The sequence below is a fragment of the Streptomyces sp. NPDC026206 genome, from assembly GCF_040638465.1.
Classification (GTDB): Bacteria; Actinomycetota; Actinomycetes; order Streptomycetales; family Streptomycetaceae; genus Streptomyces.
In genome coordinates, this window is the sequence record NZ_JBEZYL010000007.1 from 256,754 (window position 1) to 272,392 (window position 15,639).

General features: G+C 70.9%; 9 protein-coding genes and 1 pseudogene. 3 read left to right on the forward strand and 7 right to left on the reverse strand.

Going from position 1 to position 15,639, the window contains the following annotated elements; all coding sequences use genetic code 11:
• Positions 1–521: 521 nt before the first annotated feature.
• The 3 genes from AB0F13_RS13885 to AB0F13_RS13895 all read right to left on the reverse strand — a co-directional run bounded on the left by AB0F13_RS13885 (position 522) and on the right by AB0F13_RS13895 (position 2,309).
• Complete coding sequence (locus AB0F13_RS13885) at positions 522–857, reverse strand: hypothetical protein (RefSeq protein ID WP_362080211.1); 336 nt, start codon at positions 855–857, stop codon at positions 522–524.
• A gap of 383 nt (positions 858–1,240) precedes the next feature.
• The gene (locus AB0F13_RS13890; protein ID WP_362080214.1) at positions 1,241–1,405 is read right to left on the reverse strand and encodes a hypothetical protein; all 165 of its coding nucleotides are present in this window, start codon (positions 1,403–1,405) and stop codon (positions 1,241–1,243) included.
• Positions 1,406–1,448: 43 nt separating this feature from the next.
• Positions 1,449–2,309: a LysR family transcriptional regulator gene (locus AB0F13_RS13895; RefSeq protein WP_362080217.1), complete on the reverse strand. Its 861-nt coding sequence runs from the start codon at positions 2,307–2,309 to the stop codon at positions 1,449–1,451.
• A gap of 69 nt (positions 2,310–2,378) precedes the next feature.
• Between AB0F13_RS13895 and AB0F13_RS13900 the strand changes: the two genes are divergently transcribed.
• From AB0F13_RS13900 to AB0F13_RS13910, 3 genes are all read left to right on the forward strand, one after another.
• Entirely contained in the window at positions 2,379–3,281 is a 903-nt protein-coding gene (locus tag AB0F13_RS13900) for an EamA family transporter (protein ID WP_362080220.1), read from the forward strand.
• 606 nt (positions 3,282–3,887) lie between these two features.
• Positions 3,888–4,835: an AI-2E family transporter gene (locus AB0F13_RS13905; protein WP_362080223.1), complete on the forward strand. Its 948-nt coding sequence runs from the start codon at positions 3,888–3,890 to the stop codon at positions 4,833–4,835.
• Positions 4,836–5,073: 238 nt separating this feature from the next.
• The gene (locus AB0F13_RS13910) at positions 5,074–5,844 is read left to right on the forward strand and encodes a hypothetical protein (RefSeq protein WP_362080226.1); all 771 of its coding nucleotides are present in this window, start codon (positions 5,074–5,076) and stop codon (positions 5,842–5,844) included.
• A gap of 98 nt (positions 5,845–5,942) precedes the next feature.
• On the opposite strand, the pseudogene AB0F13_RS13915 reads toward AB0F13_RS13910, so the two are convergent.
• From AB0F13_RS13915 to AB0F13_RS13930, 4 genes and pseudogenes are all read right to left on the reverse strand, one after another.
• Positions 5,943–6,026 (reverse strand): annotated as a pseudogene (locus AB0F13_RS13915) (carboxymuconolactone decarboxylase family protein); the annotation flags it as partial.
• Between the two features lie 225 nt (positions 6,027–6,251).
• Entirely contained in the window at positions 6,252–6,467 is a 216-nt protein-coding gene (locus tag AB0F13_RS13920; protein ID WP_362080228.1) for a DUF6114 domain-containing protein, read from the reverse strand.
• A gap of 157 nt (positions 6,468–6,624) precedes the next feature.
• A complete protein-coding gene (locus tag AB0F13_RS13925) occupies positions 6,625–7,737 on the reverse strand; it encodes an SDR family oxidoreductase (protein WP_362080231.1) in 1,113 nt (370 codons plus the stop codon).
• Between the two features lie 10 nt (positions 7,738–7,747).
• Positions 7,748–15,406, reverse strand: coding sequence for an SDR family NAD(P)-dependent oxidoreductase (locus AB0F13_RS13930; RefSeq protein ID WP_362080234.1), 7,659 nt, complete (start codon positions 15,404–15,406; stop codon positions 7,748–7,750).
• Between the last annotated feature and the right edge of the window lie 233 nt (positions 15,407–15,639).

The following is a 15,639-nucleotide window of genomic DNA, read 5'->3' on the forward strand; positions in this document are numbered from 1 at the left end:
CTCGTCGCAATCGACCGCCAGAGACAACCCAAGGCTCCTCACCTTCACACCGACCGCAGATCGGTCGGACACGGTGAGAACACTTCAAGAATCCCGAAGTTACGCCACAAGGCCGCAGAGCACACCTACGGGGAAGAACTCCCTGGCCACGGGGCCGTGGAGCAGGGCTCAGGGGAACTCACAGGATGTCGCGCAGATCACCGCATTGCCGTGTCCGAAGTCGCCGTACAGGAAGGTGAAGGCCGGTACGAGGGCGGCGAGCCGGCCTCGTACGGTCTCGGGGTTGGCGGGGAGTACAAGGACTCAGCGGCGGCCGGCCACTGAGAGGAGTCACGCAGCAGAGCCGACCCGTCGGGCAGCTCGCGCCGACCGCCGATGCGGGGGGTGGGGCGGCGGCCGGCGCCGCGACTGCGCTCCGCCGAGGCCGGCCCTGGGGCTCTGCGTCGACTTCGCCACCGAAGACCTCGGCTACCACATGCTGGTACTACTCTGCCGCGCTGACACCTCGCGACGTGGAGGGCTCAGCTGAATTTTACCGATCCGGCGACTGTGAGGGGAGCGCCGGCCCATGTACCGCCGTTGGCCGGAATCTCCTTGATCTTCCCGGCGCCGCAGCCGAGAGACGTGTAGACGGTGGCGACGAAGCTCGTACGGTTGCTGGCGTTGAGAGCCCCACCAGGGATGGACCGGCAGCCCGCCGATGGGTCGGAGATGGTCTCTGGCCTGTTGGTGTCCGCTCGGAGGTACTCGAACTCCCCCGGGGCCGCCTGTGCGCTGAGAGCCATGGAGCCGAACAGAAGCAGTGCGGCCCCAACGACCGATCCCGCCCGTCGGATTTTCAGGTATGTCCTCGGCATGGGTGCTGTCTCCTTGCTGCGTCGACGCATCTCCCCGATGTCTTCTCCGGGAGAGCCACACAAACTGCGTGCGGCATGAGGAAGGGATGTGCGGGTCGGCTCGCAATACCCCCGAATGGGGGATTCCCGTGAAAATGCACACTAACCGGCATTCACCTGAATGGGTCATCAGATGGACAGACGTTTGACTGATTGCCGACGGATCAGCCCGGCCCAATCCGTCCAGGCCGTTCGGTTGATGGAGGGCATCGGCCAATACCCCACCGCTCTCAACCAATGAACACGACACGAGCCACAACAGCCCGCCCCCCCCCCACACAAAAATCAACGCTCCGCCATAAGCGGCAACCTCGACGCCGCTCGCTCGTTGCCCGGTCATGACATCACACCGCACTCACGCCGCCGGCGTTGTCGGCCTCCTGGCTGTCGCCGCCCTCGGTCTCGCCGCGCCCGCCCACGCCACCAGCGTCATCGACGGCCTGGAGGGTTTCTTCGATGGCCCAGCGGGAGCCGGCGACGCGGACCATGCGCAGGACATGCCTGGCCAACTGCCCTGCTCGAAGACGTTTTCGTAAGGGTTCGTTTCTTGGCTCAGGCGTCGGCCGCGAGGACCTGGTGTGCGAGTGCCAGCAGGTCCGGGATGGCCGGGTGCCCCAGTTTCTCGCGCCAGGCGAGGACGACCGGAACGGTTGGCGCGTCCGCGAGCGGGCGGTAGACCAGCGAGGGGTGCATGTGGTTGCTCGGGGTGGCCGACGTGGAGACCCCTACGGCGCGGCCTGCGGCGATGGCGATGAGCCACTCGTCGGTGTTGGTCACCTCAATGGTCGCGACGGGTCGGGCGGTCGGCGGCCACAGGTCCGTCGTGGTGGTGCCGGAGACGGTGTTGAGGGCGATCGGGTGGGCGGCGAGGTCCGCCAGGGTGACCCGGCGGAGGGCCGCCAGAGGGCTGTCCGCCGGCATGACCACCACCCGCTCCTCCGACAACAGCAGTTCCGTGCGGAGCCCGGCCGAGGTGACTGCACCGCGCAGCAGGGCCGCGTCGACCTTGCCCTGCGCGAGACCCGCCGTGCGGTCGTCGACGCGGAGCAGCTCCAGCGGAATGCCGGGGTGCGTCCGGTCCCAGCGGCGCAGCAACGGGATGGTGTGGTAGCCGAGCGCTGCCCAGGTGTGCCCCAGGCGCAGCGGCCAGCTTCTCAGCCCACCGGGGTCGAGGGCGGTCTCGACGGCGGCGAGGGCGGCGGCGGCTTTGTCGCGGAACGTATGGCCCGCGGCGGTCAGCTCCAGGTGGTGTGTGGAGCGGTCGACGAGGCGGGCACCCAGGTGGCCCTCGAGTTGGCGCAGGGTGCGGGACAGGGCGGGCTGGCTCAGATGCAGGCGGGCGGCGGCGCGGGTGACGGTGCCCGCCTCGGCGATGGCGAGGAAGGCACGCAGGTGCCGCAGCTCAATGGTCATGCATCAGGAGCATAACCGTGGCGGACTCGGCATTTCACACCGCGTAGCCGGGCTCCTAGCGTGAAGGGCATGACTTCCACGGTGCAGAGCTCCTCCGCGGCGACGGCCGCGCCTGTTCTCCTTCGCCACGCCGCGGGGCGCGGCTCCCTCAGTGGTGCCGGTCTGGTGCTGGCCGGGACGGTGTCCGTTCAGTTCGGGTCGGCCTTCGCCGCATTGCTGTTCCCCCGGGCCGGGGCACTTGGCGCGGTCGCGCTGAGGGTGACGTTCGCGGCGTTGCTGCTGCTGGTCATCACCCGGCCCCGGCTGGGTGGATACGCGCGCGCCGACTGGGTTGTGGCCGGCGGGTTCGGCCTGGCTCTGGGCGGCATGAACATCCTCTTCTATCAGGCGATCGACCGTATTCCGCTGGGGGCAGCGGTCACCCTCGAGGTGCTCGGGCCGCTGCTCCTTTCGGTCGTCGTCTCGCGCCGCGCCGCCAGCCTGCTGTGGGCCGCTCTCGCGCTGGCCGGGGTCTACCTCCTTGGCCGCGGCGGCTTCGGTGAACTCAATGTTGCGGGCGTGGCCTTCGCGCTGGTTGCCGGAGTGATGTGGGCGGCATACATCGTGCTCAACGCCCGCGCCGGGGCCCGCTTCCCGCGCCTTGACGGTCTCGCGATCGCGATGGCCGTCGCCGCGCTGGTCAGCCTGCCGCTGGGCATCGGGGCATCGGGCGGGACGCTGCTGGAACCAGGGCTGCTCGCTCTGGGCCTGGCGATCGCGGTGATGAGCTCGGGAGTGCCTTACACCCTGGAACTGCTCGCCCTGCGACGGCTGCCCGCAGCGACATTCGCGGTACTGACGAGCCTGGCACCGGCCCTCGCTGCGACGGCGGGCTATCTCGTGCTGGACCAAGCGCTGTCACTGCCGCAATGCGCCGCGATCGCGATGGTGGCCACGGCAAGCGCAGGCGCGGTACGTACGGGCAACCGCTGAGCCGAATCCCCGCCCGATCGGACGACCCTGATGACCGCTGACCGACAGCCCCGGTACGCGGCTGCCGCGGGACGGTCGGCCGAGCATGTGTGGCTCATCAGCTCCGCGCAGACCACCCGGTGCCTGCTCGCCGCGATCCTGGCCCTCTTCCCACTCGTCGGCGCCAGCCCCACGGGCGGGACCGTACTACCGATCGGCTCATGACCGCGCCGACGGTCGCCATTCCCGTCGCGGTCGGTACCGGCAGGACAGCGGCGCCGATTCCACATTGTGCGCAATGCTGCCGCCGCCGGGCCCGGCCGGGCCGGCCCGCTCGTCCCTGCAGGTGATCTTGCGGGCCGCGCGGTGCGGGCGTCGCACCGGCGGGGTATCCACGCACCGGGCTCCCGGGCCGGTGACCGACCGGCCCGCAGGACGACGGAGAGGCGGGGAGTACTGGCCGGGAACGGTCCCCAAGGCGGTAGCGAGGCGTCCGGCGGTGCCGGGGACGGCCCGCGGCGGACGCGCGCGAAGCGTGGTGTCCGGGTCCGGCCGACGTCCTCCTGGTTCACCGCTGGTTTCAGCCTCGGCCTGGGGCTGACTCTGGCTTACACAGCGCTGCAGACCGTGCTGAGGATCAGTGGCGTGCTCACGCTCCTGCTGCTGGCGCTGTTCGTGGCGATCAGCCTGGAGCCGGTGGTGGCTTGGCTGGCGCGGCGCCGGCTCGGCCGGGGGCCGGCGGTGATCGTCGTGGTCATCGGACTGCTGGGGGTGCTGGGCGGTTTTCTCGCTCTGGTCATTCCGCCGGTCTCAGGTGAGATTTCCGCTCTCGCCGACGCCGTGCCGAAGTGGCTGCAGCAACTTCGCAACCACCACTCCCCCCTCGGCCGGCTGGAGGACCGCTACCACCTGATCTCCAGGGCCCGCGATCAGCTCGGCGCAGGCGGCGGCCAAGCGGTGCTCGGGGGGCTGCTCGGGGTCGGCCATGCCGTCTTCAGCGCCGTGACCGGCACCCTCCTGGTGGTGGTCGTGACCGTCTATCTCATGGTGGGCATGGAGCAGCTGAAGCACTTCGCCTACCGTTTCGTGCCGTTCAGCCGGCGGGCCGGCGTGATCGACCTGACCGAGACGATCCTTTTGCGGGTGGGACGGTACATGCTCGGGAATGTGGTCACGTCGGCGCTCGCGGGTCTGGCCACGTTCCTGTGGTGCGTGGGAACGGACGTGCCGTACGCGGCCGCACTCGGCGTCTTCGTCGGTCTGTTGGACATGGTGCCCGTGATCGGCTCCACCGTCGGCGGTGTGGTGGTCAGCCTGGTCGCGCTCTCGGTGTCATTCCCCATCGCTCTCGCTACAGCGGCTTTCTACGTCGGGTTCAGGCTGGCCGAGGACTACCTGATCATGCCGAAGGCGATGAGCTACGCCGTCGACGTGCACCCCATCGTCACGGTCGTCGCTGTGGTGATCGGCGGCGCCCTGCTGGGGGTGGTCGGAGCGCTCATCGCCATTCCCGTCGCGGTCGGAATCGGCATCGTGCTCGACGAAACCGTCTTTCCGCGGACCGACGTGGCATGACGATGCCGTCCCACGGCGGCATCCTCCGCCCGTCATCGGGGCGACCGGGGAAAGCGTCAGCGGCCCACTGACAAACACGGTTGATAACGGCATTTCCTCCGGCCGGTCGGCCGCTCCTCCAGCACACCCGGTGCCGCAGGAGACTGCCTGAGCACCGCACGGTGGGGGCAGCACCGCCGTATGCATACTTACCTTCGATCATTTTGATCTTTTTGGTCTTGAGAACAAAGGAACTTCTGTGCACGTTCGCACCCGCCGGGTCGCATTCGCGACCCTGGCCGCCTCGTCGCTGCTGCTGATGACCGCCTGCGACAGTGGCTCTGCTTCCGGTTCCGGGTCGGGGTCCGGCCCCGGTTCCGGTTCCGGCGCGGGCGGCAAGAAGGGCAAGGGCACGCCCTCTGCCCCGGCCTACATCACCGCCAACCAGGCCGAGCAGGCCCTCGTCGCTCTCGACGACCTGCCGGCCGGCTGGAAGCTGGAGCCGAATACGGGCCTGGACAAGTCGCAAGGTGCGAGCGACGACATGGTGAGCGGCGTCAAGGCCGAGTGCGCGCCGGTCACCGCCGTCCTCAATACGGGCCGGCTGGATGAGGACCACAAGGCCAACGCCCAGGCGGTCTTCGTCAAGAAAGGTGACCAGACGACCATCGCCCAGGACGTCAGCGGCTACCCGCTCACGCAGGCCGAGAAGGCCATGACCGGGCTGCGCACGGCGGTCGGGCAATGCGCGTCCGTCAGCGCCACGCAGGGCGGCAAGAAGGCCACGCTGAAGGTGAAGAAAGCCGCCGAGCAGCCGCAATTCGGCGATGAATCGATCGCTTACTCCGTCACCGTCGTCCAGGGCGGCATGCAGATGGACTTCGACTTCGCCACGGTCCGCAGCCACGGCGCGGTCACGACTGTCCTGAACAACTACAGCGACCACGGTGACCGCGGCAAGGAAGCGTTCAGCAAGGCCCTGGCCGAGGCGGCGCAGAAGCTGGTCGCTGCGGCAGCGAAGACGGTCTGACGGGGGTCAGGGCGCCCAAGCCGTCACCTGGGCGCCCATTCGCCTTGCCGGCCGGGGCGTCCATGCCGGGTGGTCCGCCGGCGCGGACGGAAGAACCGTTGGAGCACGGCTTCCCCCAGCACCAGTGCGGCACGCTCGGCACCGGTGAAGTACGTCGCGTCCCGCCAGAAGGCCACCGCAGTCCCGGCGGCGCCCGCACTGCCGAGCACCTGGATGGTCCCTGAGCCGGGCACGGTGGCCTTCCGGGCGCCCACCCGGCTGAGCGCGCTCACCCCCACTGCTGGAGAGCTGCGGAGCGTCGGCCGTCGGTGTGGTGCCGGCGAGGCCGCGCAGGGTGAGGCCGTTCATGGCAGCGGTCGCTGCGGTGGCGGTGACGGGGTCGGTGTAGTGGGCCAGGGCCTGGATGCTCAGTTCGCCGTAGTGCCGGGTGTGCGGGCAGGTGTCACAGGAAGAGCCCCGCCGCGACGAGCGCCATCCCGATGCCGGGCGCGGCGATCCCTCCGAGCCCCGGGCCGACCAGCACCGATACGGACCTCCAGCGGCATGGCGGCGATCTCGGCGCCGGTGAGCACGAGCAGGGCGCCGGCCCAGAACGGGCGGGTCCGCCGCCAGCGGCGCGTCATCAGAAACACGCTTTGCCGTTCAGATTCACGTTCAGCACGAGTCCTTGGAGCTTGAAGTTGCCCCCGGTGGCGGAACGGCGCGGACGGCGGCCTTCCGCCATGATGTCCTGCCCGCGGAGGGTTTCCGATTGTCTTCGCTCGCTGTGGAACCTTTCTGTCAACCGCGCGTGAGACTGCTGACGTTCATGGCGGCACGGATATAGGTGCTGTCGATGGCGGCGGGTGCGGGCAGGTCGGGCAGGACGTCGTGAAGCGGGATGCACTCGTCCGCCCAGTTCCGCCAGTTGCGTCCGAGGAAGCTCGCCAGCATCGGATTGACTTGCTGCTCGATGGGGTTGGGTCGGTCGACCGAGGACTGGAGGACCAGGTCGACGCCGGGCAGGATCTCGTTGACGGCCGCGACCAGCACCGAGGCGGAGGTGTCCACGGGGTGGACCACGTGGTAGGCCGTGACCCCGGGCTCGTGCGGCAGGCGCGCGAGGCGGAGTATGGCGTCGACGGCGTACTCGACCGGGACGACGTTCAGCCGGGAGGCGGAATCCCCCACGAGGCGCAGGCGCACGCGCGGCACCCCGGCCCGTTTGCGCAGCAGGGCACGCCGCAGCAGTGGCGGTGCCAGTTCGACGAGGTCGCGGAGGCCCGCGCCGAGGACGGACAGGGGCTGCTGGGCGGCGGTGCCGGGCCGGTTGGTGGCCAGCAGACTCGGGCGCAGCACGAGGGCCGTACGCTGCCGCCGGCCGGCCCATTCCTGGACGACGGCCTCGGCCTGCTGTTTGGTCTGCTCGTAGCCCGTGATGATCTCGTCGGCGGGCGGGTTTGTGCTGTGTGGTGCGGCACCGGCGACATAGGCGGTGCTGATGTAGAGGAACGGGGCGCGGGCCGGGGCGTGGTCGGCGAGTTCGGTGAGGTGGCGGGTGCCGGCGACGTTGACCGGCGCGAGGGTGTCCGCGGTGCCGGTCAGGGAGATGGCCGAGGCGCAGTGCAAGACGGCGTCGGCCTGTTCGGCCAACCGCTCGTGCTCGGACGGCTTCAGGCCCAGACAGGGCTGTGTCAGGTCCACCGGTACGGCGGTCAGCCGGTCGCGGGCCCGGCGGAGTTCGTCAGGGGTCACACCGCAGTCACGCAACGCGCTCTCCAGGCGGGCGGCCAACGGCTGTTGATTTCCGTCCCGGCCGAGCACGGTGACGGCTGTGGTCCCGTCGGTCAGCAGGGCCCGCAGCAATCGGGAGCCGAGGAATCCCGTGGCGCCGGTCATCACGATGGTCACCATTCACCTGCTTTCACTGTTGTGTCCGGCCGGGGGATGACAGATTCACTTGGGCTTGTTCTGCTACGGCCCGGGTCGTGGAGGACAGCTTGGCCACCAGCTCCGCAGGCAGCGCTGCCGGCAGAGCCGCGGGTACCGCCGTCGGCAGGTTGTCCGGGGCCCCTGCGTGTGCCTGCTTGAGCAAGTGGGGCAGGACGGTCTCGGTGATGCCGTGGATCGAGCCGTCGGAGTGCAGGAGTTCCATGACCGGCACCTCCTGGTTGAGGTGCTTGCGGAATTTGGTGAGCATCTCCATGCCCATCAGCGAGTCCATGCCGTACTGCTGGAGCGGGCGGTGCCGGTCGACCTCCTCCGGTGGCATGTGCAGCGTGTCGGCGACCATCCTGGTGATCAGGTCCTCGACCATGAGCGACGCCTCGGCCGGGGTGACGGAAGCGAGCGTCTTGAGCAGGTCCTCCAGGACCAGGCCGGTGCCTTCGACCACGGCGGGAGCGAGGGCCTTGAACCGTGGCCGGTTCATACCTGCAAAGATCATCATCAGGCGACCCCAGTCACAACGGGCGAAGCCGACCTGCTCCCTCCCCTCGTCGGCGAACCCTTCGAGAGCCTTGAGGGCGTCCCGGGGGGCGACGGGGAGGAGGCCGCCGGCATTCAGGGTCTGGGTCAGGCCGTTCCGGGCGACATAACCGACCTGGTCGATGGAGCCCCAGGCCACGGCCAGTCCGGGGCGGCCCGCGGCGCGCCGGGCCCGTACGAGCGCTTCCATGGCGAGGTTCGCGGCGACGTAGGAAGCCTGGCCGATGTTGCCGACGGCGGCACTGAGCGAGGAATACACGATGAGGTCCGCTTGCGGGCACAGCGAATCCAGCAGGAGGGCGCCACCCCACTTCGGTGCCAGGACGGCGCGGAACCGTTCGTCCGTCAGCTCGGGCAGCGGGGCGTCGTCCAGATGCATCGCGGAGTGCACGATGCCGCATACCGGGTGCCCGCCGTCCGCGACGGCTTCCACCAGCTGCCGTACGGCCGTCGGGTCACTGATGTCGAGAGCTTGCGCCCGGACATCGACGCCCTGCGCGCGCAGTTCCTCCAGCAATGCCGGTGCTTCGGGGGCGTGTTCTCCCCTGCGGCTCACGAGGGCCAGATGCCTGGCGCCCCGCTCTGCCAGCCACCGTGCGGTCTCCGCGCCGAAGCCGCCGAGACCGCCTGTGACCAGGTAGGTGCCGTCAGGGTCGATCCCCATGGTCCGGGGCGTGCGGTGGACGGGTACGGGTTCGTCGAAGGTCACGACGAGTTTGCCGATGTGCTTGGAGTGCTGCATGAGCCGGAACGCCTCTTCGATCCGGTGGGCGGGGAAAGCCTGGTGCAGTAGCGGCAGGTATGCCCCCGTCCGCACGTGCTGGACCACCTCGTCGAATACGGCCCGGGAATGGTCGGAGGCCCGCCACGCCAGCTGGGCAGCGTCCACTACGTAGTGGGTCGCGTTTGCCGCCAGGGGCTTCTGGAGCATGCGCTGGTTCCCATAGATGTCGCGTTTGCCCAGTTCGATGAACCGGCCGCCCGGTGCGAGCAGTTCACGGGAACGGGCCGCTGCCTCCCCGCTGAGGGAGTTGAGGACGACATCGACGCCTCGTCCGTCCGTGTGCCGGTGGATCTGGTCGGCGAAGATGTGGCTGCGTGAGTCCAGCGTGAGTTCGGCCCCCGCCATGGCTGCGAGGTCCCGTTTGGCGGGACTGCCCGCCGTGGCGATGACACGGGCGCCGACCTGCCGGGCGTACTGGACAGCGGCCATGCCGACGCCGCCGACCGCGCCGTGCACCAGGAGGGTTTCACCCGGTTGCAGGCGAGCGAGGTGCTTGAGACTGTGCTGGACAGTGAAGAAAGCCACGGGAAGGGTCGCGGCCTCGCTGAATCCCATGCCTTCCGGGATCGGCCGTACTGCCTCGGCGGGTACCCGGACATGAGAGGAGAAGGCGCCGAGAAGCAGGCCGAAAACCCGGTCACCGACCGCCAGGTGCCCGACACCCTCACCCACGGCGGACACCGTTCCCGCGCCCTCCAGCCCCAGATAGTCCTCTGAGGAGACGCCTTCCTCCGCCAGTGACGGGAGCAGGCCGGTGGCTACCATCACATCGCGATAGTTCAGCGCCGCTGCTCGCACGGTGACCAGCACCTCCCCGGGGCCGGGGGTCTCCTCCGCCGCTTCGGCCCAGTCGAGGCCGAAGGCCAGGCCCTGGTTGCTGATGCGCAGCCGGTAGGAGGCCGGGCTCTCCGGCCGGACCCATTCCGTGACAGGCGCGGCACGGGCGGTGCGGGGTACGAAGCGCCCGCCGCGCGTCAGGGCGACCTCGTCCTCTTCCAAGGGGTCCCCGGGCGGAACGGCGAGGAGCTCGTGAGCCAGCCGTGCAGCGTCCTCGGCAGGGTTTGCACCGCGGTCGAGTGAGATGCGCCGTACGTTCACCGGTGACTCGTTGGCCAGGGTGCGGGCCACGCCCCAGACACAGGCCTGGCCGGGGAAGGCGGGACGCTCCGGGGCGGGCAGGGCTCCGGTGGGGTGGGTGACCAGCACGAAGTGGCGGGATTCGGCGGACAGCGCCTGAAGGGCCCGGGCGAGGGACCGCAGCATCGCCGCACGGTGCACGGCAAGCTCCGTGCAGGCCGGGAGATCGCTGTCGGCTGCGAGGTCGGGGGCCTGGGAGAGCAGCAGCACGATCGCGTCGTCCGGTCGCCGGCCGAGGAGTGCCTGCCAGGCCTCCTCTGTGTCCGGCACGGGCACCGCTGCGGCCTGGCGGGCCGATGTCAGCCGCCCGGCGAGTGCTGCTGCCAGGCCGGCCTCTGCCTCGTCCTCGACGACAATGGTCCAGGAGGCCGGGGCCGGCTGCTCGGGGGCCTCGACAGGTGCCGGTCCCCCGGCCTGCGTCTCAGGCTTCGCGGGAGACGCAAGGTTTTCGGCCGTCGGTCCCGGCTTCGCGGCCGTGGGGGTCCGGGCGAAGAGGACCGAGTGCTGCTCGTGCACGGGGGTGACGCCGCACCCGAGCTGGACCGTGCCCTCGAAGCCGCTCTCCGTCAGCACCGTGGGCCATTGCTCCCGGGGCAGCAGGATGCCGTCCGGGCGGAGTTCGGGATCACGGCTGTTCCAGAAGGTCTCCAACGCGCCGAACACCAACGCGAGCATTCTCGGGTCGTGGTGCTCCACAGCCAGCAGATGGCCTCCCGGGGTGAGCAGTGTGACCAGCCGCCGCAGACCGGCCTTCAGATCCCCGCAGGTGTGCAGAGCGAGTCCGGCCAGGACGATGTCGAACGAGCCTTCAAGGAGGCCCTGCTCTGCCGGGTCGATGTCGAGGTCGAACGTACGGTACGTCAGGAGCCGGTCGTAGGTGTCGAACCGGGCCTGGGCCGCCGAGAGGAATGCCGCGGAGACGTCCGAGAAGACGTACTGGACACGGTCGTCCAGCAGCGGCAGCAGATGCCCGGTCAACCCGCCTGTGCCGGCACCGACTTCCAGAACACGCAGCGGACGGTCGGCGGGCCAGGCCTGCAGCAGCGCACGCAGCAGTTCCCCCACCATGAGGCTGTGGAACGAGGTATGCGGGTTGAGGTCGTAGAACTGCTGGATCATCTCCGGGCCGCTGTCCTGGAACAGCAGCTCCAAGGCATCCTGCCGCCCGGTCAGCAGAGCGGGCAGGTGAAGGGCGAACCGCGCGTTGAGAACCAATGAGGACAGATAGCCCGACAGCTCCGACACCTCGTTCAGGTCGAAGGACTCCCCGCCGCCGAGTCGCCGCCAGCCCTCTCCGTCGGATTCCAGAAGCCCTCGCTCCTCGGCCATGCTCGCCAGCAACCGCACGAACCTCTCATGCCGTGGCAGCACGCCCGCGGAGAGGAGGTCACCGAAGGTGAAGGTGTCGCGCCCGGGCAGCAGTTCCTCGAATGCCCTGGTCGCCCCGGTGGCCGTGAGGCGCTTGAGCATCGGCTCCCCGGGGGTGGTGAGGAGCCGGGCCGCCGGCCCCTCCCCCAGCCGCGCCAGCGCGCCCTCCGCGGCCGCCACCACCTCGGCCGGTGACGGCGGCACCCAGGTGGGCCCCGGCTGCCCGGGCAGGGGGGCGGCGCGCAGCACGGTGACGTACCCCTCGCCGCGGTCGGCGGCGGGCAGGTTCAGCCGCTGCAGGCGGCAGCCGGTCAGCTCCAGCGCCACCGTGCCGTCCTCGTCGGTCACCGTGATGTCCCAGACGACCGCGCGCGGTGTCATGGACCGCTGTCGCACATGGACCCGGCCGTCCTCCGCCGGCGCGGCCCACTGACGCACCCGGTCGATGCCCGACGGCAGATATCCGCTCTCCGCATCGGCCAGCAGCGGTGCGCCCGCCTGCAGCGCACCGTCGAGCAGCGCCGGGTGGACCACGTAGCCGCCGTACCCGTCGTCCGCCGGTGAGCAGTGGTACGAGGCGAGGACCTCCCGGTCGCCCACGTGCAGATCACGCAGCACCTGGAACGCCGGCCCGTACACCAGACCGGCCTCACCCAGTGACGCGTGGAGATCCTCTGCGGATACGTGCCAGAACATCCGCTCCCGCACCTGCCCCAGGTCCACCGGATCCGGCTGCCCGGCGGCCCGGCGGCGCACGCGGCCGCGGGCGTGCAGCCGCCATCCGCCGGTGCCGCCGGTGCGGCTGGCGATGCGCACGATGCCGTCCTCGTCGCACAGGGAGGTGGTCAGACGGACGTCCATCGCCGCGTCCCAGGCCAGCGGCAGGGCGCGGGTGATCTCCAGGTCGTCGAGCTCGGCGGGGCCGCCGAAGACCTCCCGCCCGGCGGCCAGCGCCAGCTCCACGAACCCCGTGGCCGGCATCACCACGGCCCCGGCGACCCGGTGGTCGGCCAGCCAGGGCGTACGGGTGCGCTCGATGGGGGTGTGCCAGGTGGGCTCCAGCACGGGGGCGCGCTCGCCCAGCAGCGGGTGCACCAGCACGCCGTCACCGCTGGTGCGCACCCAGTGCTCGGGCGTGCCGTGCCAGTACGGCTCGCGCTGCCACGGGTAGGGCGGCAGGTCGGTGACCGAGCCGGGCCGCGGGAACCAGCGGTCCGTCCCGCTCCCGTCCCCCGCGGCCAGCACCCGCAGGGCGGCCCGGTGGACGGCCGCGCCGTCGCACCGGTCCCGGGTGACGGGGGAGACGACGTGGAACGGGCCGCCCGCGGCATCGGAGGCGATCCGGTTCAGCGCACCGGCCAGGCCCGGCTGCGGGGCGATCTCGACCACCGTCGCGATCCCCGCTTCGGACGCCTTCCCGACCGCGTCCGCGAACCGCACCGGCCGGCGGGCGTTGTGCCACCAGTACGCGGCGTCCAGCTGCCCGGCGCCGACGCACTCGCCCGTCACCGTGGAGTACATCGGCAGCCGCGGCTCGTAGGAGAGGAGACCAGCCAGCCCCGCCCGCAGCGGCTCCTCGATCACGTCCATCGCGGCGCTGTGGAAGCCGTGGTCCACGTCGAGCTCGCGGAACGGCACGTCACGGGCCGCCAGTTCACCGCCCAGGGACCGCAGCGCCCCGGGCTCCCCGGAGACGGTCACGTCCCGCGGACTGTTGACCGCGGCGATCTCCAGCCGCCCGCCGTAGGCGGCCACCGCCTCTTCGGCCTCCTCCTCCGTCATCCCGACGGCGGCCATCCGGCCCGTCCCCGCCGTGACGGCCTGGGCCCGGCTCCGCTCGGCGACCACCCGCGCGGCGCCCGGCAGGTCCAGCGCCCCGCTGACGTACGCCGCCGCGACCTCGCCGACACTGTGCCCCAGCACGGCGGCCGGGGCCGCCCCGTACTCCGCCAGCAGCGCCACCAGCCCGATCTGGAAGGCGAACAGCGCCGGCTGCGCGGACGCGGTGTCCGCCATCCGCTCCGCACCCTCCTCGGGGCCGGCGGCCAGCAGTTCGGCCACCGACCAGCCCAGCAGCGGCCGCAGATGTTCATCGGCCTCCTCCACGGCCGTACGGAAGACCGGCTCGTCCGCCATGAGGGCCCCGCCCATACCGGCCCACTGGGTGCCGTTGCCGCAGAAGACGAACGCGACGCCGCCCGATGAGGGCCGCTCGACGTGCGTGGAGGCGGCCGCCATGGAGCCCTCGTCCGCCGCGAGGGCCGTCAGCTGCGCGGCGGCGTCCCGCGGGCCGTGCGCGAGGACGGCCGCGCGGTGCGGGTGCCGGGTCCGCCTGCGGGAGGCGGTCCAGCACAGGTCGTAGAACTCCTCGTCGCCGCCGACGCCTTCCAGACGCTCCGCGACCGCCCGGGCCGCCTCGGTCAGGGCCAGGCGGGTGCGCCCCGACACCACGAGGGGCAGCGGACCTGGCGGCCGGGCCGGGGCGGCCGCGCGCTGCCGGGCCGGTGCCGCGCCCAGCACCACGTGCGCATTCGCCCCGCCGAAGCCGAAGCTGTTCACGCCCACCACACCGCCGCCGACCTCCGCCACGGGACGCATACTGCCGACCGGGCAGAGATTCAGCCCGGCGAAGTCGATCTGCGGATTGGCAGGCTCGCCGTGCAGCGAGGCAGGGATCCGGCCGTGCCGGAGCACCAGCATCCCCTTGAACAGCCCCGCCATCCCCGAGGCGGGCTCCGCGTGCCCCATGTTGGTCTTCACCGACCCGATGGGCAGCGGCCCGTTCGTCCGCCGCACGCCCAGCGCCTCGCCGACCGCCCGGCACTCCAGGGGGTCGCCCACCGGCGTGCCCGTGCCGTGCGCCTCGAAGTACAGCACCTGGTCGGGGCCGCTCCCCGCCTGCTCATACACCTCGCGCAGCAGCCGCTGCTGCATCTCCGTGCTCGGCACGGTCATCCCCGAGGTGTTGCCGTCGCAGTTGGCCCCGCTGCCCGCGATCACCGCGTGCACCCGGTCCCCGTCCGCCAGCGCGTCGGACAGCCGCTTCAGCAACACCATCCCGCCGCCCTCGGCCCGCACGTAGCCGTCGGCCCCGGCGGAGAACGTCGCGCAGCGCCCGCGCGGCGAGAGCATCAGGGCGCGGGAGAAGCCGACGAAGTGGAACGGGCTGAGGAGCAGGTTCGCGCCACCCGCGAGGGCCACCCGGCTGCGGCCCGAGCGCAGGGTCTCGCACGCCTGGTGCACGGCGATGAGCGAGGAAGAGCAGGCGGTGTCCACCGCGATGCTGGGGCCGCGCAGGTCGAAGGCGTACGACAGCCGGTTGGCCGCGATCGACAGCGCCGAGCCGCTCATGGAGTAGGCGGTGATCTCCTCGATGTGGGCCATCTGCAGGCCGCCGTACGACATGTCGCTGATCCCGACGAACACCGCCGTGTCCGAACCCGCCAGGCAGGCCGGGTCGACGGCGGCGTCGTCGAACGCCTCGGCCGCCATCTCCAGCAGCATCCGCTGCTGCGGGTCCATATGCTTGGCCTCGCGCGGCGAGATCCCGAAGTACTCCGGGTCGAACCCGGAGACGTCGCCGAGATAGCCGCCCGCCATCGTGTACGCCTTGCCGGGGCGCTCGAGGTCGGGGTCCAGGAACCGGGCCGAGTCCACCCGGTCCGCCGGCGGGGCGGCGGTGATCAGGTCTCTCTCCTCGGCGAGGGCCGTCCACAGGCCGCCGAGGCCGGTGATGCCGCCAGGAAGTCGGCAGGCCGTGCCCACGATGGCGATGCGTTCGTGCGGGGCGAAGGTGTCCACGGGCATGGGTCACTCCTGCACGGTGTCGGGGGTGTTCCGGCCGAGGCCGGCCGGGCCGGAGCATGAGGCATTTCCTGATGTGCCGCATTTAGCGAACTACCCGTTTTTCTTGCTCATTTGACACAAGAGGCGGCTCTTCATGCCGGGGCAGTGGAGCACCGCCGTCCGGCCGCCGTGCTCCCGTGCCGAGCTGGCGCCCGGCGAGCGGATGGTGCTGCCCACCGGCATCTCCATCGCGC